Origin of the sequence: Flagellimonas ochracea (assembly GCF_009903685.1) — a bacterium.
Lineage (GTDB): Bacteria > Bacteroidota > Bacteroidia > Flavobacteriales > Flavobacteriaceae > Flagellimonas > Flagellimonas ochracea.
On sequence record NZ_JAAABI010000001.1, the window covers coordinates 1159590 to 1179409 of the forward strand.

Annotated in this window: 18 protein-coding genes; 5 read left to right on the forward strand and 13 right to left on the reverse strand. The window is 40.3% G+C overall.

Features of this window, described 5'->3' with window-relative positions; genetic code table 11:
* Window positions 1-33 precede the first annotated feature (33 nt).
* The 4 genes from GTQ34_RS05415 to GTQ34_RS05430 form a co-directional block, all read right to left on the reverse strand.
* On the reverse strand, window positions 34-711 hold the full coding sequence (locus GTQ34_RS05415; RefSeq protein ID WP_166522715.1) for an FMN-binding protein: 678 nt from the start codon (window positions 709-711) through the stop codon (window positions 34-36).
* Window positions 712-721: 10 nt separating this feature from the next.
* Window positions 722-1483 (reverse strand): SDR family NAD(P)-dependent oxidoreductase, encoded by a 762-nt coding sequence (locus GTQ34_RS05420; RefSeq protein ID WP_166522716.1) that lies wholly within the window; start codon window positions 1481-1483, stop codon window positions 722-724.
* On the reverse strand, window positions 1480-2151 hold the full coding sequence (locus GTQ34_RS05425; RefSeq protein WP_166522717.1) for a WG repeat-containing protein: 672 nt from the start codon (window positions 2149-2151) through the stop codon (window positions 1480-1482). The genes GTQ34_RS05420 and GTQ34_RS05425 overlap by 4 nt, the downstream gene beginning before the upstream one ends.
* Window positions 2152-2378: 227 nt before the next feature.
* Window positions 2379-2831 (reverse strand): DUF2267 domain-containing protein, encoded by a 453-nt coding sequence (locus GTQ34_RS05430; protein ID WP_166522718.1) that lies wholly within the window; start codon window positions 2829-2831, stop codon window positions 2379-2381.
* Window positions 2832-3087: 256 nt separating this feature from the next.
* On the opposite strand from GTQ34_RS05430, the gene GTQ34_RS05435 reads away from it, so the two are divergent.
* On the forward strand, window positions 3088-3948 hold the full coding sequence (locus GTQ34_RS05435; protein WP_166522719.1) for a universal stress protein: 861 nt from the start codon (window positions 3088-3090) through the stop codon (window positions 3946-3948).
* Window positions 3949-3984: 36 nt separating this feature from the next.
* On the opposite strand, the gene GTQ34_RS05440 is transcribed toward GTQ34_RS05435, so the two are convergent.
* Window positions 3985-4374: a hypothetical protein gene (locus GTQ34_RS05440; protein ID WP_166522720.1), complete on the reverse strand. Its 390-nt coding sequence runs from the start codon at window positions 4372-4374 to the stop codon at window positions 3985-3987.
* Window positions 4375-4518: 144 nt separating this feature from the next.
* Between GTQ34_RS05440 and GTQ34_RS05445 the strand changes: the two genes are divergently transcribed.
* From GTQ34_RS05445 to GTQ34_RS05460, 4 genes are all read left to right on the forward strand, one after another.
* Window positions 4519-4878 carry a carboxymuconolactone decarboxylase family protein gene (locus GTQ34_RS05445; protein WP_208103827.1) on the forward strand — a complete coding sequence of 120 codons (360 nt, stop codon included), beginning with the start codon at window positions 4519-4521 and terminating at the stop codon, window positions 4876-4878.
* Window positions 4868-6838 (forward strand): ATP-dependent zinc metalloprotease FtsH, encoded by a 1971-nt coding sequence (ftsH, locus tag GTQ34_RS05450; RefSeq protein WP_166522721.1) that lies wholly within the window; start codon window positions 4868-4870, stop codon window positions 6836-6838. Before GTQ34_RS05445 ends, ftsH begins: the two co-directional genes overlap by 11 nt.
* A 2-nt stretch (window positions 6839-6840) precedes the next feature.
* The gene (locus tag GTQ34_RS05455) at window positions 6841-7227 is read left to right on the forward strand and encodes a hypothetical protein (protein WP_166522722.1); all 387 of its coding nucleotides are present in this window, start codon (window positions 6841-6843) and stop codon (window positions 7225-7227) included.
* A gap of 78 nt (window positions 7228-7305) precedes the next feature.
* Window positions 7306-8070: an exodeoxyribonuclease III gene (locus GTQ34_RS05460; RefSeq protein WP_166522723.1), complete on the forward strand. Its 765-nt coding sequence runs from the start codon at window positions 7306-7308 to the stop codon at window positions 8068-8070.
* A 36-nt stretch (window positions 8071-8106) separates the two neighbouring features.
* On the opposite strand, the gene GTQ34_RS05465 is transcribed toward GTQ34_RS05460, so the two are convergent.
* The 8 genes from GTQ34_RS05465 to GTQ34_RS05500 all read right to left on the reverse strand — a co-directional run.
* Window positions 8107-8541, reverse strand: a complete 435-nt coding sequence (locus GTQ34_RS05465; protein ID WP_235914967.1) for a hypothetical protein — start codon at window positions 8539-8541, stop codon at window positions 8107-8109.
* Window positions 8542-8678: 137 nt separating this feature from the next.
* Entirely contained in the window at window positions 8679-9749 is a 1071-nt protein-coding gene (locus GTQ34_RS05470) for a response regulator (protein ID WP_166522724.1), read from the reverse strand.
* 36 nt (window positions 9750-9785) lie between these two features.
* Window positions 9786-13016, reverse strand: a complete 3231-nt coding sequence (locus GTQ34_RS05475) for a PAS domain S-box protein (protein WP_166522725.1) — start codon at window positions 13014-13016, stop codon at window positions 9786-9788.
* 27 nt (window positions 13017-13043) lie between these two features.
* The gene (locus tag GTQ34_RS05480; RefSeq protein WP_166522726.1) at window positions 13044-14102 is read right to left on the reverse strand and encodes a mechanosensitive ion channel family protein; all 1059 of its coding nucleotides are present in this window, start codon (window positions 14100-14102) and stop codon (window positions 13044-13046) included.
* Between the two features lie 142 nt (window positions 14103-14244).
* Entirely contained in the window at window positions 14245-16905 is a 2661-nt protein-coding gene (locus GTQ34_RS05485) for a cation-translocating P-type ATPase (protein WP_166522727.1), read from the reverse strand.
* Between the two features lie 127 nt (window positions 16906-17032).
* Window positions 17033-17497: an Hsp20/alpha crystallin family protein gene (locus tag GTQ34_RS05490; protein WP_166522728.1), complete on the reverse strand. Its 465-nt coding sequence runs from the start codon at window positions 17495-17497 to the stop codon at window positions 17033-17035.
* A 118-nt stretch (window positions 17498-17615) separates the two neighbouring features.
* On the reverse strand, window positions 17616-18404 hold the full coding sequence (locus GTQ34_RS05495) for a hypothetical protein (protein WP_166522729.1): 789 nt from the start codon (window positions 18402-18404) through the stop codon (window positions 17616-17618).
* A gap of 462 nt (window positions 18405-18866) precedes the next feature.
* On the reverse strand, window positions 18867-19820 hold a 954-nt coding region (locus GTQ34_RS05500; RefSeq protein WP_166522730.1), incomplete at its 5' end, for a type II secretion system F family protein.

Consider the following 19820-nt stretch of genomic DNA (forward strand, 5'->3'; position numbering starts at 1 on the left):
TTGTATAAATTTTATTGTTCTACAGGTTTTTATCTAATGACCCAATAGATAGGCCTTATATCTTCTAAGACCTATGTTTACCATTTCAACAACGGCTTCACTGGTCATGGTCGCTCCAGATATTCCTTCCACAATGCTTCCATCGTCGGTTCTTTTCTCTATTTGCCGTTCAAGACGGAAGTTGTTCTTATCAAAATCTATCGTATTCCCGACAAATTGATTCTCAAACGATGCTCCCGTCATTGCGGCTCCATAACCTTCTGATTCTGCTTTGTGGTCAAATGCTATTTTCTTTATCTCCAAAGTATTTTTGTCGACAAGTACTTTTGCCCAGATAGCACCTCCATATCCGATTCCTTGAATAGATAATATTGCTGTTTCTGCACCTTTTATCTCAAATATGGGAAATGAGGTGGACTCCTTGCGCTTCATGAGTTGTTTATACAGGCTGACTGCCCGATCCATATCAATTTCATGTATCAGTTCCTTTTGATCAATTTCCTTGAACAACATGAGTTCATTGATATCGGTGGTAGCAGTGTGGGATACATTGGCAAATTCAAAAAGCTCTTCCACAATTGATGGTATTTGTGATGTCGTTTTGGCTTCCGTTACCAACTCGTCCACTTTTGGTTTAGCTGCATCGGCCTGCTGTTTGCAGTTCCAAATTAGAAAACCAATGAAGGCCACTAAGAATAGTTCCTTTTTCATCTTAAATTTTTTATGCTGTTAACATGCCTCCATCCACTACATGCATACATCCAGTTACATATTTACTATCATCCGAGGCCAAGAACAGCGCCATATCTGCAATCTCACTCGATTCAGCATACCTACCAAAGGGCACTGATGACTCGAAACCTTTCATTACTTCATCTGGATTTTCCGGCGACATATCCTTTTCAATTCGTCGCATCATGTCGTTGTTGACCGGGCCAGGGTTGATGGTGTTTACGCGAACTTTTCGTCCGGCATTTTCCAAGGCAGCTACCCGCATAAGACCAATTACGGCATGTTTGCTGGCGACATAGGCCCCCAACCCAGCAAATCCTTTTAGACCAGCCACTGAAGAGGTAATCATCACACTGCCTCCCTCCTCCATTTTTGGGATTACATATTTGCAACCGTTCCAGACACCTTTCAGGTTCACAGCAATTACTTGGTCAAAAATATTTTCGGGATAATCCGCTATTGGTTTTGAAGTGCCCTCGATCCCTGCATTCGCAAAAAAGATATTGATTTTGCCGAACTTCTTCAGGGTAAAATCAATATAGGTATAGGTATCTTTGGTTTTGGCAACATCAGCAACGCAGTACGCTAAATTTTCATGATCAAGTTGCGTATTTGCTTTCTCAAGTGCTTCTTTATCCAAGTCCACAATAACCACTTTCGCCGCCTCTTTTAGGAAAAGCTCAGCTGTAGCCAAGCCTATGCCGTTGGCGCCACCGGTAATTATAGCCACCCTATCTTTCAATCTGTTCATGGTTTATGATTTTGCGGATTTATGGTTCTTATCTCCCAACCGTTTGCTTTTGTTTTTACAGATAATAAATCTGATGAAATTAGTTTTGCTTGAAGTTCAGGCATTTCATATCGTTTCTTGGTCATGGAGATTCCTTCCCTATCACCAATGGGCCAAATAATTTCACCTTTAGTGTTGAGCACAACCTCGGTAAACGTGTATTCGTAAATATTTAATTGGAAATTGTTTTTCCCCCTGAACGTTCTCCTGCAAAAAATACCTACCGCTTTTCCATCCTCAAATTGGGTGAGGTTCAGGTATTCCGGCTCGATGACTATTTGTCCTTTGGTATCGATAAATCCGTAATAAGGAATACCTTCATCTTTTACTTCCTGGATTAAACAGCGTCCATTGTTGAACTGGGGGTACTTGATTCCCATGACATCATTGCGCTGGGAATCCACATTTGCATTCCATACCAAATCGTTCCTAAAATCGATGATCATTTCACCGGTTTCATCGATAAAACCCCATTGATTTCCCTTTCTGACCGCTGCCAGACCTTCATTAAAAGGTGCAACCTCATCAAGCCCCTTTATTTTGGGCTTATTAATTGCCTCTAAGGTCTGGGAGATTGCAAAAAATGGAGATAATACAAGTGTCAGAGTTAAAAAAAGTAGTTTTTTCATGGCTATAGTTTTATGGCCACAATGTACCTTGGGTGTGTTTTACTTGCAATGATTTTAATCATTTTGACCTCAGAAGTAATGTCCCTTAGCATCTAAGCTTAAACTTCATTTAAAAAGTGTTCACTTGGACCCCTATGGCTATGCCCCAATTTTTTTCAGATATTGGACAAAGAAGAAAAGGACAATATAAATCGTCAAAGCTAGTAGTAGGCTCATCTTTAAAAATGTTAGAACATCAAATTGGAATAGATCATGCTTTTTAGATCTTTGGGAAGACCGTCCCGGATATCCTGCATTTCTCCAAGCGAAACGTATTTCCTTAAATAAATAAAGGTCAAATCGATATACTTTTCAGCCAAGTCATTTTCATAACCATAATCATTTATGGCCGCAGGTTCATCCATTCGTTTTACCAGTTCAATAAACTCATCCATGTGCTTAATCTTGTTTTTTTTCTTTTTGATGCTCCACCCATTGACATAAACTGCTTTTAGGAACATAGGGAGCTGTGCAATAAACTGCAGTGATTCTTCCACTGGAATGATCTCACGCAATGCGTGCATAATGGATGAAAAAATCCTTCCAGCTTTTTCCGTATCCTTGCCCAAACCCAATTGCTTGGTGTAGTCTTTTAAAAACGTATTACCTTCCGTTGCATATTGATTAAAGTTAAGTGCCATAATTTCTCGATTTTATCATTAGAAAGAACTTGAAGTTGCCACTTTTAATGGACATGTAAAATGACCTCGGTCATACAAAGCGTTTTTAATTTACGACAAGCATGTCGAGTTCATTCTTAATTTGTGGTTCACATAATCTGTTATTCACACATGGAAACCATCGGATACTTTAATCATGACTGATGCATATCATGGCTTTCCATTTTTTAGGCTAGTATTTTTGGAAAATCTCCCCACGGATACTTAAATAACGATTATGAAAACTATTATCATTCCTACCGATTTTTCCATCAATGCCTGGAACGCTATATGCTATGCCATGGAATTCTTTAAAGATGAAACTGTAAAATTTTATGTGCTGCACACCTATACCCCGGTTTTTTATCGAATGGATTATCTGATAGGTGGTCCAGCCTATAGTGCCATTCCAGACATTAAGGTGGATGTTTCCTTAGCTGGACTGGAAAAAACCTTAAAAGATATTGAGGAAAAATTTCCCAACCCAAACCATCACATCGAGACCGTTTCGGCTTTCAATACGCTGACGGATGAAATCAATAACCTTGTTGATGAGAAAGACATTGACTTGGTGGTCATGGGCACCAAAGGAGCTACCGGTGCCAAGCAAATGTTTCTGGGGTCCAATGCAGTATTCGTTATACGAAAGTCAAAAATTCCCGTGTTGGCCATACCAGAAAGCAGTGAGTTTGAAAAAGTAAAAAACATACTTTTCCCCACTGACCTATGGTCTCAATACAAAAGCAAGGAGCTCAATACGCTCATTGAAATTGCCGAAGAGCACATGGCAAAAGTCACAGTGTTATACGTAAAAGAGGAAGAAGAACAGCAATTGACCGAAGTTCAGAAACAAAACAAAGACCACTTAGAACGAGTTCTGGAAGAGATTCCCAGCGAATTCGTCACCATTGCAGGTAAGAAAATGCCCGAGGCCATCTTAGAGCACATTGATCAAAATGATTTTCAAATTTTGGCCATGATGAACCGAAAGCATTCCTTTTTTGAGCGTATTTTACTAAGACAAAATATCGACCAAATTGGATTTCATATAAAAGTTCCTTTTTTGGTAATTAGGGATACCTCGGAAATTACAAAATAGATTTGCTCAAACGGAGACCAACTAAATCAAGATCTATTAGTTGTTTCTCCTGATTTTTTCCCTATTGCTTCTGCCTCGGTTCGCATTATGTTCTTCATGGTAACGCTTGATATTGTCGCTTCGATATCCTCTTACTCTCTCGTAACGGGAACGCCTCAAATCCAATGTTCGATATCGTGATGGCAGAAAAGGCCTACGTACCCAAACACCTCCGTCAAGGTATATATAAACGCGGGTAGACAAGTCGTAATAAATGCTATACTCGGGAAAATAAACATAACGGACCACTTCCAAACGATTAGGATAGAACCATGGTGGTGGCGGGTTCTGAATACTTGCTGTCCATACCACGGGACCGCAGCCCATTAACAAAAGTATCGCAATTGTAACCAAAGTTTTGGGCAATTTGACTATTTGTGTTCTCATTATAGTAAAGTTTTTCTGTTTTCAAAATAAGTACCTCCCCACCACTGCGCAAATGACCTGAATCATTTCAAACTTCTTTGTTCTGGACTAGCTTTGATTAGGAGTCCAAAGAAATTGGCGACCATGAATTAGAAATATGAAACGATGATAAAAGACCATTCCAAAAAGTACAACGATTTGATTGGGAGTATGAAAAGATTACGGGAGCGCATGCCCGTGGTCATGCAAAATTTTAGTGAATTGCAAAGTGTCTGCAAAGCAGATGGTGCGCTTTCCCCCCGGGTAAAGGAACTTATTTCCCTAGGTGCTGCGCTCACCATGGGCGGTCATGGTTCCATTGCTTTTTATGTACACAATGCACTGACCGCTGGTGCATCCTCAAAAGAAATTTTGGAAACTATGGCCGTGGCCATCTCTATGGGAGGCAGCGGCTCTATAATCACTGCATGTGAGGCTTTAGAAGCCCTGGAGCAATTTGCAATTTTTGAAAAAGATGGCGCATAAATCTGAAAACAACCATAAAGGAAGTGGGGAACAAAGCCCTAAAAAACCCAATTCACCATACGGTGGACGTGGCATCAATTGGTTTTATTGGTACCTGATTGCCTTTCTGGTGGTTTTTTCCATTTTTTCAAATGTACTAAAGAGCACTCAAGAAATAAGTTGGATGAAGCTTGAGGAAACACTATTGGCAAAGAATGCCATTGAAAAGATAATTGTGGTCAATAAGGAAATCGCTGAAATATATCTGAAAAAAGACAAACTCGACAATCCCGAATTTAAAGAAGTTACCGATGGCCTGTTCAGAAGTGACAGCGGACCTCATTACTATATCACCATTGGTTCCGTAGAAACTTTTGAGAATAAACTGCAGCAGGCGCAGCAAAATATCACCAGCGCGGAAAAAATCGACATCAGGTATGAAAGTCGAACCAATTGGGTAACAATATTATCATGGTTGGTACCGCTTGGCATTATCATCCTATTTTGGGTTTACATAATCCGCAGAATGGGTGGGGGCACTTCAGGAAATCCCCTGTTCAATTTTGGAAAATCAACTGCAAAGCTTACGGAAAAAGGTGCCAAGAGCAAGGTAACGTTCAACGATATTGCCGGATTAAAAGAGGCCAAAGCTGAGGTCATGGAAGTAGTGGATTTTCTGAAAAACCCGGAAGAGTATACCAAGCTTGGAGCTAAAATTCCAAAAGGCGTTATGCTTGTGGGCCCCCCGGGAACAGGAAAAACGTTGATGGCCAAAGCCGTAGCTGGCGAGGCACAGGTACCCTTTTTTTCGATGTCTGGGTCCGAATTTGTTGAAATGTTTGTCGGTGTGGGTGCATCACGGGTACGCGATCTATTCAAACGGGCCAAAGACAAAGCGCCCAGTATCATTTTTATTGATGAAATTGATGCTGTGGGTCGATCAAGGGGAAAAATCAATGCGTTTCAGGCCAATGATGAACGTGAAAGTACATTAAACCAGTTACTTACCGAGCTGGATGGTTTTGGAGACAATACAGGAGTCATTGTTCTGGCCGCGACCAACCGTCCCGATGTACTCGACAAAGCCCTTTTGCGTCCAGGCAGATTTGACCGCCATATTTATCTGGAGTTGCCCAACCAATTGGAACGTGGCGAAATCTTCAAAGTCCATCTACGCCCGCTAAAGCTTTCTAACGATGTAGATGTGGAACAATTGGCCAAATTGAGTCCAGGATTTTCGGGTGCCGATATTGCCAATATATGCAACGAGGCCGCGCTCATTGCTGCTCGAAAGAAAAAAAACGAAGTGCAACAACAAGATTTTATGGAAGCACGTGACCGCGTAATAGGAGGTTTAGAGCGTAAAAGCAAAATTATATCTCCAAAGGAAAAGCAAATTGTGGCCTATCACGAAGCGGGCCATGCAGTCGCCAGTTGGTATTTGGAGCATGTGGATTCCTTGGTTAAAGTATCAATTATCCCAAGAGGGAAATCCCTTGGTTCTGCTTGGTATTTGCCTGAAGAACGCCAAATTGTGACAAAATCGCAATTCCTCGATCAAATTTGTGCCTCATTGGGTGGCCGGGCAGCCGAGGAAATAATTTTTGGGGAGATTTCCTCCGGTGCTTTGGACGATTTGGAGAAAGTCACAAAACAAGCCTATACCATGGTCTCATATTATGGCCTTGATGAAGAGGTTGGACCCATCAGTTTTTATGATTCTACAGGCCAATACGAGAATATGTTGGTCAAGCCCTATAGTGAGGAAATGGCCAAGTTGATTGATAGTGAAGTACAAGGTTTAATCTCCAATGCCTATAAACGAACAAAAAACTTGCTTCTTGAACATCGAGAAGAACTTGAAAAGTTGGCCCAAATACTGCTGAAGAAAGAAGTAGTCGAAAAAGAGGACTTGGAAAAAGTATTGGGAAAGCGCGGATTGGCACAACTCATAAATGAAACCGAACCACAAAATATTTAGTCATGGAAAAAGAAATAATATACAACGAAGACCTGCATTTTGAACACAAGCAGTGGCAAAGTGAGCTCGCATTTTGGGAAGATGAACTAAAAAGTTTCAACAATCGCCTTAGTGAACTGGTTACCCGATGGACCAAAAAAGAGGTATTGGCTCAACTAGAGCATTTTCAGAACGAGTTCATACTGCATGGAGGAACAATAGATGATCTAAGGGAATCCATTGAGATTCATGAAAATAGAATTGCCGACCAGAGCAGAACAGGCAAAGATGCAATGGACACCGTACTATTCAACAAGCATCTGGAGTTCAGAAATAAAATGGAGGCACAACGCCAAATCTACGCCGATTTGAAAAAGAAGTTTTTCCGTTTTTTGACCAAATACATGTAATCACTATGTTTTCAAAAAAATGCCCAGGAAAAATTTGATTGCCCTATCTTTAATAAAACAGAAAATTAGACAAGGGACATGCGAATAATTTCTTGGAACGTCAACGGCATTCGGGCAACTGTAAAAAAGGACTTCTTTAATTCGATTGAAAAGCTAAATCCAGATATTCTCTGTCTACAGGAGACAAAAGCACAAGATGATGAGGTCAGCAAAGCACTTTCTTCGATTGATGCGTATGAATTATATCATAATGCCGCAGAAAAAAAAGGCTATTCCGGTACGGCTCTTTTAAGTAGAAAGAATCCGGAAATGGTCCAGAACGATATGGGTATTTCGGAACATGATCAAGAAGGAAGGATACAATGCGCAGAATATGAAGATTTTTATCTTGTCAATGTTTATGTGCCAAATTCCGGGCAAAAATTGGACCGGCTGCAATATCGCAAACAATGGGATGCCGATTTTTTGAGATACTTGAAAGAATTGGAAAAGAAAAAGCCCATTATCGTTTGTGGTGATTTTAATGTGGCGCACAGGGCCATTGACTTAAAAAATGACAAGGCCAATTACAATAAAACAGCAGGGTACACCCAAATTGAGATAGATGGAATGGATAACTTCATCAATTCTGGATTAGTGGATATATATCGACATTTGCATCCAGAGCAAGTGGCCTACACCTATTGGAGTTATCGCTTCAAAGCCCGTGAACGAAATGTGGGATGGCGTATTGACTATTTCTTGGTGAGTCCAGCCTTGATGGAGAAAATAAAATCTGTCCACATATTTTCGGAAATATACGGTTCAGACCATTGTCCAATTGGATTGGACATTGATTTTTGATGAGATACTGCCCTATTCGCTTTGGTTCAGCAAATTTCAAAGTGCCGTTACATAACCAAAGACCATTTTTTTAAATACCCTAAAATCATTTGTGAAGGTATCCATTCTTGAACTCAACTTATGATGCTGTTCACGATAATCCTCATCGGCAATGCCTTTTTCACCTTTTATAAGTCGGGCCAAAAGCTTTTCATGGGCAATGATATCATCGGACAGGTAATCGAAAAGATCGGCATGAACCTTATCCAGATTATTCAATATTTTGCCATACTCGGATGTAGTATGATTTTTGAAGTCTTTCTTCTTTAAGATACGGGCAAAAAACTTGGTTTCATCTTTCCAAAAGGCTATCGTGCTAAGCCATTCACGACTTTCGTTATGGAGTTTATCGAGTCCAACTCCAAGCAAGAAAGCAGTCCTAGGGTTTGATTTCGTCGCATTCATAGCCGTGTTTTTCTTATTCTTGTTCATTTTAGCATATATGTTAAAAAATTTTGCTTTTGTTTTTACAAAACATGTTATGTAATGGACTTAAATATGTTGGTTTCCATTTTAATTTCAAATGATTTGAATCAGGTTGAACGAGTACTCGGACAAATGAGCAACTCTTAACCAAATTCAGCCACGTGTTGTAACTCATCCTTATTTAAAAGTATAATGCGACGCGCCTTGCCCATAGTGATCAATCCTTCCTCCCTAAAATCTGTTAGTGTACGTATAGCGGTCTCCGTAGCAGTTCCGATTATTCCAGCAAAATCCTCCCGAGGTATGTCCAATCCTTCATCAATACCTGTTTTAATGATACCCTTATCTCGCATGGACAAAAGTGTCTTGGCCACTCTTTTTCGCACTGAGGAATAGGCCATATCGACCAATTGTTCCTGTACTTCAATCAGGTTGTTTGAAATGAGTCCAATAAACTTCTGGGCGACCTCTTTATTGCCGTAAATCAATTGGGTGAATTGTTCCTTGGGTATACCAAAAACCTCTGCCTCTTCCAGTACAACTGCTGTTTCCAAATATTTCCCTTCAGGACTCAACAAAGAAAGTTGTCCTATAAAATCCCCTGTTTTATGAAGACCAGTTACCAGCTCCTTTCCAGACTCAGTGGATTTGTATGTTTTTATCACACCTCGTTGCACAAAATAAAGTGTATGGGCGCCATCGCCCTCCATAAACAGAAAATCCTTCTTTTCGTAATCCTTCTGATTGTATTTTTTTGCAATGTTCCCAATATTGAGATAATCGGATGCCTCTTCCAAAAACTGATGGATTCCCTCAACATCATTACGTACTTTTTTCTGTAAGAATTCGTTTTTCTTAATCCTACATTCAATGGCCTCTATGAGTTCATAATCTTCAAAAGGCTTGGTCAAATAATCGTCTGCCCCCAAATTCATTCCTTTGCGCATTTCAGCCTTTTCAGATTTAGCGGTCAAAAAGATGAAAGGAATACCAGCCGTTTCATCGTAATTGTTCAGGGCGTTCAAAACTCCATAACCATCGAGTTTTGGCATCATAATATCGCATACGATAAGATCTGGGCATACCTCACGGGCCCGCTCAATGCCTATTTCACCGTCAGGTGCCGTAGTTACACTATAATTGGCAAGTTCCAGTATATCCGCGGTATTCTCCCGTACATCCTTGTTGTCCTCAATAATCAGTATTTTTTTCATTTTTTTTGGTTGTTTAAAACTCTTTCAATTAATATGTTATATCCTAATCGTTGAATTTATTGGAAAACTCAAAGTAAATGTGGTGCCTATGCCTTCTTCACTGATGAAGGTTACTTCTCCATTCATAAGTTCTACATACTGTTTTACGATGTGCAACCCAATACCCGTACCTTGAATGTTTTCTGAATTCCTCGCCCTAAAAAAGCGCTCAAAAAGATGCTCCTGCTCACCTAAAGGTATGCCAATCCCTTGATCTTTAATGTGCAACAAAACCTCATCCTCCTTAAAAACCACGCTCACCAAAATGGTGGTATCACTTTGTGAATATTTCATCGCATTGGAGAGCAGGTTGATTAGGATATGGCGTGTCAACTTAGGATCTAGAAAGACCGGAATAGGTTCCCCTTGATGATTCAAAACAACAGTTTGGGCATCCTTTTTGTCCGCGGTCATTTCTTCAATCAACGCAGCGGTCAGATCCAATAGATTAAAATATTCGGGATGACTTACGGTTTTGCCCTCTTCCAATTTTCCCAAAGAGAGAAAATCATTGAGTATAACCACAAGATTTCTAACATTGGATTTAATCTGGTCGACGTATTTTTTTCTTTTTTCAACCTTGTCCGGAGCATTTTGTTTTTCAATCAATATAGCCGAAGAAAGTATGGCACTAAGTGGTGTCCTGAACTCGTGGGAAGCCATGGAAACAAAGCGAGACTTGAGTTCGCTCAATTCTTTTTCCTTTTGCAAGTTTCTGCGTATTTCTTTTTCAACTTGTTTCTGTTCCGTTATGTTACTGTACACAAAAAGGGCCCATACCGTGTCGTCAATGGCCTTGAGTGGTGCTGAATTTACTGCATACACCTCTGTTCCATAATCGATCTCAAACGAAAGGTGTTCACCATCAAGGGTTTTTCGAATATCATCTTTTATGCGATTCATCCGGTTTTCGGAAAAAACGGAAATATCATCGATGTGCTTGCCCTTAAAATCGTCTTTGTTCAAATTTATTCGTGATAGTTCCTCCCCTTCTATAAAAACAAATTCCATTTGGGCGTTGAATACAAAAATCACCCCTTTGGGAAAATTTTGGGCAATGGCGGAGAATATTTCTTGATTGGTCTTGGCCAGTTGGCTTTGTTCGGTCAGTCGTTGATTGGTCTCCACCAGTTTCATCACTGTTTTCCTGAGTGCTGCTGTACGTTTTGACACCTCTTTCTCAAGCGATTTGGCATATTCTTGCAGTTGTTTTTGGCTCTCCTCCAGTTTTCTTTTGATGGTATGACGTTCCGCAGCCAACCCACTGAGTTTGGCCATATCTTTTACCACTTCCAGTTCCCTTTTGCTAGGCCTTACTGTTTGGTCGAGGTAAATGGTAAAAGTTCCCAATACCTCATCAGTTGAATCTGCTATTGGGAAAGACCAACTGGCCCTGATATCATTTTTTAATGCAAGTTCCCCGAGTTCCTTCCATTCCTCACTAGCTTCTATATCACTTACAATCACTTCTTCTTTCAAATACGCTGCTGTACAACAAGAGCATTTTTTCTGGCCGACGGAAACCCCTTCAACCCCAGCCAAAAAAGACTTTGGCACATGCGGCGCTGCCAATGTTTGAAGTCTTTTAGTATACGGATTGACTGCATAAACAACCGCCCTACCTCTATTAAGATAGGCCTCTACACCTTTTACAATCTCTTCGCATATTTCCTTTAGGGGACGGTTTTTGGTTGCCATTTCCAAGATTTGGCGAACTTGTACCTGTAGTTGTTCTTCTTTCACACGCTCGGTGATATCCCTTTGTACACCTATAAAATGGGTAAGCTTCCCCGCTTTATCATGAACGGGGGTAATGGTAAGTTGATTCCAAAACAAGGTACCATCTTTTTTATAGTTACGGAGCTCCACCTGGCAGCCTTCACCTTGATCAAGTGCACGACGTATAATGGCGATTTCCTCTTGGTCGCGGTCATCACTTTGGAGGAAACGGCAATTTTTGCCAAGGATTTCGTTTTCAGAGTAACCGGTCATTTTCTGGAAAGCATCATTACTGAAGATGATGGGCATATCGGTTTTTTTAGCATCTGAGATAATAATGCTATTGCTAGCGGCCTCGAGTGCTCTATTTCGTAAATGCAACATATCCAAGGTCGCTTTTCTTTCCGTAATGTCAATTCCAGAGCTAAGTGAGGAAATAGCCTTTCCATTGGAGTCTGTCAGCATGGAATTGCGCCAACGTATCAGCCGTTTTTTTCCTTTTTTGGTAATGATGTGGTTTTCATAAAACCCCTCCAAAGGCTTTTTGGAATTCATCACATCATCGAACATCTCCAAAATCATAGCCCGCTCTTCTTCGGGCAAGCAGGTATGAAACCAGTCCTTGCCCAACAATTCTTCTTTTTGATAACCCAATACCTCACAAGCTTTGTCATTTACCAGTTCTATCCTATGATCTATGTTTATGACAACAAACATAGATGCAGCTATATTCAGGTACTGCTGAAGTTTTTCCTTTTCGCGCCGCAGTGAACTTTCAACTTGCTTTGCTTCTGTTATCTCCCGAACTATTCCCATAACATTGAGATTGTTCATGGGTACCAGCCTAATCTCATAATCTTTCAGCCCGTTTTTGTCAATGCGAAGTTCTACTTGTTGGTTTTCCCGTGTTTTCACAATTTTTGAATATGACTTATGCAAGTCTGGGTACATTTTGGAAGGAAATAGATCAACAATTTTTGCATTGCCCATTTCTTCCTTGGAGAACAAGGTTTCCTGATGTTCTGGAATATAAAAATCCACAAAATCCCCTTTGTTGTTCAAAATGAACATCATATCCGGAATTGCTTCCAAAAGGGCCTTGTTTTTGACCTCTTGTATATGCAGTTCCTGCCCAATCAATTCCTTGGTGGTAATATCCCTCACAAAGACAAGGATTCGGAACTCTTTCTGAATGGTCTTGAAAATCCATCTAACCTCTAGGGGTATCTGGCTACCATCTTTTTTATATCCCCATGTAATGGTCTTATCCTTTAAATTGTGTGATTTGTTCCTGTTGTCTAATCCTTTACTTTCTCGAATTTGCGCCCAAAGATTGGGAAATAGGCTTTTCATGTTGTTTTGTATCAAATCCTTCTTGACAAAACCAAACATTGAATCCAAGGAAGGGTTTGTCCTAAGGATCAAGCCCTCTTCGTCAATCACCAAAATCCCATCGGTAGTAGCTTGAAAAGCACTTTCAAAGAGTTCCAAATCGTTCAACACATCCATAATCACAACATTTTTGCCCATTTGTACTTAAGAAGCTCCCAAGGAGGCTTCCGTCCTTCTTAATTTGGGAAGGGCTCCCGGATAGTTTTCCTTAATATAAGCCACCAATACTTCTCTCACCTTGCAACGCAAACTCCAAGCATCAGTGGCATTTTCAACACTGAAGGAAGCTCGCACTTCCATGGTGCGGTTATTGGTATCAGTCACTTCAAAATCGGCAATATTTTTATCCCATCGTTCATCATGGGCCAAGATTTCCTTCAATTTATCCCTGAGCTCTTCTACGGGCAGGGTGTAATCAACATAAAGATAAACACTGGCAATAAGCGGGCGCGAATTGAACGTCCAGTTAACGAAGGGCTTATCATTGAAATAATTCAATGGCAATACCAAACGTCGCCAGTCCCATGTGCGTACTACTACATAGGTAAGGGTAATATCCTCGACATTCCCAAATTCGCCCTCTATAACCACCTCATCATCTATTTTGAGAGCTTGGGTAAAAGCCATTTGAAGTCCCACGATAAGATTTGAAATAGATTTTTGTGCCGCTACACCTATAATAATTCCCAAAACACCTGCCGAAGTGAGAATAGTACTGCCCAGCTGCCTTGCGCTGGGTATGTTCCACAATACAGCAGACACGGCAATGGTAATAATAACAACCATTGCCATACTTTTTAAAAACCGAAGCTGAGTCAGGGCCTTGCGCTCGCTGGCCACATAATCTCCATCCATTGAGAACTTTTCCTTGATCACTTCCTCTACCGCCAATACCAATCCTATCAAAACCCAGGCAAAACAGAATATTATCAGCGCTTCAAGTACCTTTTCCCAGAACAGCTCCACACTAAAATACGAAATTACAGGACGGAGCAATAAAAGCGGTATGAGATAAAACGTGGGCTTTTTCATGCGAAATAAAAGTTGCCGCTTTAGCTCGGAAGGTCTTTTTTTATTCGAAAATCTCAATAGGGAGAGCAGCATCCAACTGATAAGGATTCCGGCCAATATGGCAATTGCCGGTACTACCAGATAGGCCAACCAGGACTCTTTACTTAACAGATATGAACGAAAACCGTCCATGTAATTTTTACATAAATGTAATGCTACCAAACTTGTAAATAAATGACGTATGTCATACTTACAAGTATAGACCAAGTTGTCATTAATTGATTTTACAAATCAATATGAATATCTTACCATCGAAAGTGACCCATATTGATATTTACTTTGATTTATGACGATGAAATAGGCTTCCTAAACGCTTAATGGGCTGCACGATCAACAACGCAGTTAGGGCAAAAAGGGCTGCAATGATAAATTGATCTAATGATAGTGCCACAAAAGCTAGTGCTGTTGATATGGAAGGCGTGAAATAGGCCAAAAAGGTAATTGCCAAAGAAAACAACAGCGCCATCCAAACCCAAAGGTTTCTGGTAACCTCGTTATAAAAAAATGATTGCCCTACTTTTGGAATATTGAAAACGTTTAGCAATTGGGCCAACAACAGGGTGAAGAATGCCATATTGTTGATAATATCAGAAGAAACTTCCATAATGTACTCCGCATAAACCACCACTCCAAGTACAACTAAACTAATGGAAAGCCCATAAAGTATGGTATCCTTCCAATCGTCTTTATCTATAATGGGGTTTTCGGGGTTTCTAGGGGATTTTTCCATAACATCGGGGTCTCCTTTTCCCAATCCCAAGGCCAAAGCTGGAAATACATCGGTCACCATATTCAAAAACAAAATCTGCAACGGCAGTAGCGGTGAAGGAAGATTTAGCAACGCAGCAACACCAACCGAAAGTATTTCCGCCAGGTTGCACGACAATAGATAGACCACAAATTGTCTTATATTTTCAAATATGACCCTTCCTTGTCTTATTCCCAATTCAATCGTAGCAAACTTATCGTTCTTCAATATAACATCTGCGACTTCACGAGCTGCCTCGGTACCACGTATGCCCATGGCTATGCCAATGTCTGCCTTTTTAAGGGCGGGCACATCGTTGATGCCATCCCCAATCATTCCTACAATATGACCATTTGCTTGGTGCATACTGATAAGATCTAATTTCTGCTTTGGGGTCACTCTGGCGAAGACCAAGGCTTTAAGAATCTTTGCACTTGCGACTTCATTTCCATCTTGGAGTAAAATCAGCTCCTCACCATGTATTACTCTATCTTTTGCACCTTGTTCCAATATGCCGACTTCCTCCGCTATTTTTTTTGAGGTACTGGGATGGTCTCCAGTTACCATTACCACACGTATCCCAGCCTTTTTATAGATATCCATAATCGGTCTGACATCTTTACGGGCGGAATCCAAGAATCCCATCACCCCTAGAAATGTTAGATTTTTTACCAAATCTTCCTTGTCTTTTGGCAGTTTGTTTACAACATTTGTAGCGAACGCCAAAGTGCGAAGCCCTTGCTCGGCCAAGTTGTTAACTCTCCCATTCCACTCCTCTTTATCTTCAAAAGACCTCGTTTCGGCATTGGCCAATATAGCATCGCAATGGGGCAATAGGCTTTCATAGGCTCCCTTTACATATACAAGAAATCCATTTTTCCCCTTGTGTGCCGTAGCCATAAGTTTTCGATCGGCATCAAAGGGCAGCTCCATCCGTTCAGGATTTGTTTGTCTGATATCATCAATATCATAACCTTGTTGCCTTGCAAAATCGATAAGTGCCCTTTCTATGGAATCACCTGCTAAATCTTCCGTGGATAACTTTTCATTGTTGCAAAGGATAGAGGCCCTCATTATAGTATCAAAAATTGTTGGCTTACCATTAAAGGAAAAGTCTGTACCAGATTCCCCGGCTCCAAAGAACTCACCTTCAGATGTGATTATGCTTTGCACTTTCATCTTATCCTCCGTAAGTGTTCCGGTTTTGTCTGTGAAAATAATATCGGTAGCTCCCAAGGTTTGTACCGCCTCCAGTTTTTTGACGACGACCTTTTTTTTTGCCAATCTCAACATACCTTGGGCCAAGGCAATCGTAGCCACAATGGGAAGGCCTTCGGGTATGGCCGCCACGGCGAGGGCCACTCCGGTCTCAATCATCAAAATGATATCTCTTCCTCGGAGATAGCCTACCACTATAATAAGGACAGCAAAAATAAGTGTTAGCCAAATGAGCCACTTACTTAATTGGTTTAACTTCTTTTCAAAAGGAGCATGTTCTTTTTTAGTGGACATTCCCATCTGCTGAATCTTTCCCAGTTGCGTAGATTCACCTGTAGCAACAACTATAGCCCTTCCAAAGCCTGTCATTACCATTGTACCCTTGAAAAGCATATTATTTTGATCTGTAATGGGAGTTCCCTTGGGCAACAAATGGGTGTTTTTTGGTACCGGAGTGCTTTCGCCGGTCAACATGGATTCTTTTACCGATAAGTTTTCTTGGGATATTAATCTAGCATCTGCAGAAATAAAATCACCAGGTTGCAACAACATAATATCCCCTGGAACCAATCCTGACGACTTAATTTGCCGGGTCTTTCCAGAGCGTACAATGCGCATGGTCACCTGTCCCAATTTACGAAGGGCCTGTAATGAACGAACAGCCCTTAATTCCATAAAAAAGCCAATGGCCACTGAAATTAAAATCACAATTAGTATCGCCGAGCCCTCCAATCCGTCGCCAAAAAGAAACGCCAATATCGCTGCGAATACCAAAATATATATGATAGGGTTCAAAAATTGATTTCCAAGTATTCGCCATGGGTGTCTGGGCTCGTCTTGCTGAATTATGTTTGGGCCATACTTGTAAAAATGTTCCTTGATCGTCTTGCTATCCAGACCTTGCGATAAATTGACCTTGAGTATATCTGCTATCTTTTGAACTGAAAGGGTGCAAGGCTCTTGAATCATGCTTAGATAGTTGGTATCTTGATTGTAATTTAGGAAAGAGAAAGTGTCCCCACGACCAGTTCTATCATATTGAGATACCTTGGTTTACTCAGAGGACACTTAAGAAAATAAATTGTCAAAAAACAATTTATGCTACTTCAATCACTTTTGGAGGGCGCTTTTTGGCTTGTTCCTTTTTGGCCAATTTAAAGCTGAGGATACCATCGTTGTATTTTGCCTTGACTTCTTCTTCTTTAACACTTTCTGGCAGTTGTAGCGACCGCTCAAATGCATTATAGCTAAACTCCCTGCGTGTGTAGTTGTCTTTTTTTTCTTCCTCTGAATGTTCTTTTTTGGCCGAAATATTTAGACATCCGTCATCAATGGTAACGTTAAAGTCCTTTTTTGAGAATCCAGGAGCTGCAAGCTCTATCTCAAAATCATCATCGGTTTCCTTGATATTCAAAGCAGGCTCCATGGTTTTTCCATTCCAGAATTTGCTAGGGAGCATATCGCGAACCCACTTGCGATTATCAAAAAAATCATCCATGTCAAAAAAGTCTTGGGTAATTAAATTGCCCCATGGTCTTCTTCTAAATTTTACGAGTGACATAACAGTATTTTTAGGTTAAACAATCATTTATTTTGTGCGTTGAAATTACAACACGACACATGAGTCACAAATGATTTGGGTCAGTTCAGCAAATTTGTATTTTGAGATCAAGGTCAAATTATTGAAGTGGCATACGAGCAGGAAACACCCGCTCAAATTCTGTACAGGATTCTTGGAATAAAAGTTTTTTATCCATTAGCAGTTCAAACTGTGCTTTGGTGGGCGTTATAAAAATTTGGGTCTCACGGTCCTTGTCTTTGGCCAAGGTACTTACTGGAGTGATGCCCTGTAATTGTGATAGGTCTTCAGGCAATTCCGCTTTCGAAATAGTCAAAACATCTGGTGTCAAAGCTGAAACTACCAGTACCGCCCAGGCATCTTCGTCAAGTTTTTTGTTCAGCACCAAGTGGCCCTTGAAAGGTTTAAGCACTTGATGGGTTCCAATAGCAAAAAGCGTATCCCGCATTACAATGGAAGACCTTATGGTATCCCCATTTTGTTCAATGGGAAAGGACTGCCCCCATCCGTGTACAAATAATTTGCCGTTTACCAATTGCAATTCCTGAGATTCAGTTACTTCATTTTCGGTAAGTTTTATCAAAATTTCCTTTCTTTTAATGAATGCCCATTCATCTACGAACAAAGAAGCACTATCGGTATTGCACCAATATGTACCCTGATATATTTCGGGAATCTTTTGAAGGGACCTTGTATCTGCTGGTTGTGGCTCACCGAAGATAACCGGGGGTTGACAGGAACCAAGGAACATCAGAGAAAAAAGCAATAGAAAGATCCATGTGTGGCTTTCATTACTAAAAATGACAAAATCGTAAATTTCAGAAGATGCAAGAGCTATATTGTGAACTTCCTCTTGTTCCTTGATTTCTTTTTTACCGATCACTGACATATAATAACTGATTTTGGTAAGAAGAAAGATATAGCACAGCACAGGTTTTTTCAATGATTTTGATCAGTATACATAATCAAGAAGAAATATACGTCTCCTACAGTTTTTAAAAACTGGGTCCAAATACTCTTGCAAATTGAAACTCTTGAAAGACTTCTGGGTTTAACAACTGCTCAGTTTACTAAATAAAAAAAGCCATATCAGATTTGATACGGCCTTTGGCTGTGATGTCGGGGTGGCAGGATTTTTTAACCCATCATACCCTACTGTATATCAATACTTTACACTGTTTTCCAAAACTGATTAACCGAACCCTGAACTCTATTCAAATTGCCACGTTCTCATGCAAAACTTATGGGGTTTTGTGTTCCAAATATAAGCATTATCAATTCATTTTTTCAACATAAAAAGATCAATATTAAAATAGATGGGCACAAACCTTACCATATGATCAAATCCAAACTAAAGTACACTTCCCAATCTAAACATGGGCAAATACATTGCAACCAGAATGACTCCCACACAAACACCTACAATGAGAATAATAGCGGGTTCTAAAAGTGTACTCAGTAACTTGGATTTTTGTTGCACTTCTATCGCATACTGTTGATTTAGTCTATCAAACATATATTGAGTTTGGTTTGTTTCCTCAGCTACCTTTACCAATGCAATCATTTTGCTATCAAATATTTTATGCCGTTTTAGATTTTCACTCAGGCTTTGGCCCCCTATTATTCCATCACCAACTTGGTCCAAAGCATCTTTCAGGGGATGAAAGTTTATCATTTTGCCAGCTAGTTGGATACTTTTGAGTAGAGGAACGCTGGATGAAACCAGGAGGGCGAGTGCTCTAGTGAACTGGGAAAGATGTACAGCTTTAACAAAATTGCCTAAATAGGGAATACGCAAAGTAATGTAATCCATTTTTCTTTTGAACCAATCTTTCCTAAACACTAGTTTTTTTAAAAGAAACAAAACAAAAAATATGAGAACCAGCCATAGACCATAACTTCCCAAAAACTCTGATATGTTCACAATAAATCGGGTGATCCAAGGCAGTTCCACATTGTTCTGGGCGAAGATATCTTGGAACATGGGTACGACCATGCGCAACATAAAGACAACGACCAATACCGCCGTGGTCAAAATAATTACGGGATAGGTAAGTGCGTTGACTAAATTCCTGTGTTGCTCATTCTTCTTCGAAAAAAAATGCCCCAATTCCTTGGTTATAGTTTCCAACGTACCGGATTCTTCACCTATCATCAGTGAGTAATACTCATATTCGGTGAATTCTTTTCTTTCCCTTATCGTTTCGGAAAAGCTCAATCCCGATATAAGATTCTCCTCCAGTAGGCCAACCAATGATTTATGCCGTTCCTTCTTTTGCCCCTCTTTTATTAACGCCAATGCCTC

What these genes read in the sequence shown, in the direction of transcription:
- GTQ34_RS05480 (WP_166522726.1), bottom strand. Translation starts at nt 14,102, where the DNA reads ATGGACGGTTTTCGTTCATATCTGTTAAGTAAAGAGTCCTGGTTGGCC.
- GTQ34_RS05470 (WP_166522724.1), bottom strand. Translation starts at nt 9,749, where the DNA reads ATGAAAAAAATACTGATTATTGAGGACAACAAGGATGTACGGGAGAAT.
- ftsH (WP_166522721.1), top strand. Translation starts at nt 4,868, where the DNA reads ATGGCGCATAAATCTGAAAACAACCATAAAGGAAGTGGGGAACAAAGC.
- GTQ34_RS05415 (WP_166522715.1), bottom strand. Translation starts at nt 711, where the DNA reads ATGAAAAAGGAACTATTCTTAGTGGCCTTCATTGGTTTTCTAATTTGG.
- GTQ34_RS05460 (WP_166522723.1), top strand. Translation starts at nt 7,306, where the DNA reads ATGCGAATAATTTCTTGGAACGTCAACGGCATTCGGGCAACTGTAAAA.
- GTQ34_RS05455 (WP_166522722.1), top strand. Translation starts at nt 6,841, where the DNA reads ATGGAAAAAGAAATAATATACAACGAAGACCTGCATTTTGAACACAAG.
- GTQ34_RS05420 (WP_166522716.1), bottom strand. Translation starts at nt 1,483, where the DNA reads ATGAACAGATTGAAAGATAGGGTGGCTATAATTACCGGTGGCGCCAAC.
- GTQ34_RS05445 (WP_208103827.1), top strand. Translation starts at nt 4,519, where the DNA reads ATGATAAAAGACCATTCCAAAAAGTACAACGATTTGATTGGGAGTATG.
- GTQ34_RS05490 (WP_166522728.1), bottom strand. Translation starts at nt 17,497, where the DNA reads ATGTCACTCGTAAAATTTAGAAGAAGACCATGGGGCAATTTAATTACC.
- GTQ34_RS05465 (WP_235914967.1), bottom strand. Translation starts at nt 8,541, where the DNA reads ATGAACAAGAATAAGAAAAACACGGCTATGAATGCGACGAAATCAAAC.
- GTQ34_RS05430 (WP_166522718.1), bottom strand. Translation starts at nt 2,831, where the DNA reads ATGGCACTTAACTTTAATCAATATGCAACGGAAGGTAATACGTTTTTA.
- GTQ34_RS05425 (WP_166522717.1), bottom strand. Translation starts at nt 2,151, where the DNA reads ATGAAAAAACTACTTTTTTTAACTCTGACACTTGTATTATCTCCATTT.
- GTQ34_RS05485 (WP_166522727.1), bottom strand. Translation starts at nt 16,905, where the DNA reads ATGATTCAAGAGCCTTGCACCCTTTCAGTTCAAAAGATAGCAGATATA.
- GTQ34_RS05495 (WP_166522729.1), bottom strand. Translation starts at nt 18,404, where the DNA reads ATGTCAGTGATCGGTAAAAAAGAAATCAAGGAACAAGAGGAAGTTCAC.
- GTQ34_RS05475 (WP_166522725.1), bottom strand. Translation starts at nt 13,016, where the DNA reads ATGGATGTGTTGAACGATTTGGAACTCTTTGAAAGTGCTTTTCAAGCT.
- GTQ34_RS05435 (WP_166522719.1), top strand. Translation starts at nt 3,088, where the DNA reads ATGAAAACTATTATCATTCCTACCGATTTTTCCATCAATGCCTGGAAC.
- GTQ34_RS05440 (WP_166522720.1), bottom strand. Translation starts at nt 4,374, where the DNA reads ATGAGAACACAAATAGTCAAATTGCCCAAAACTTTGGTTACAATTGCG.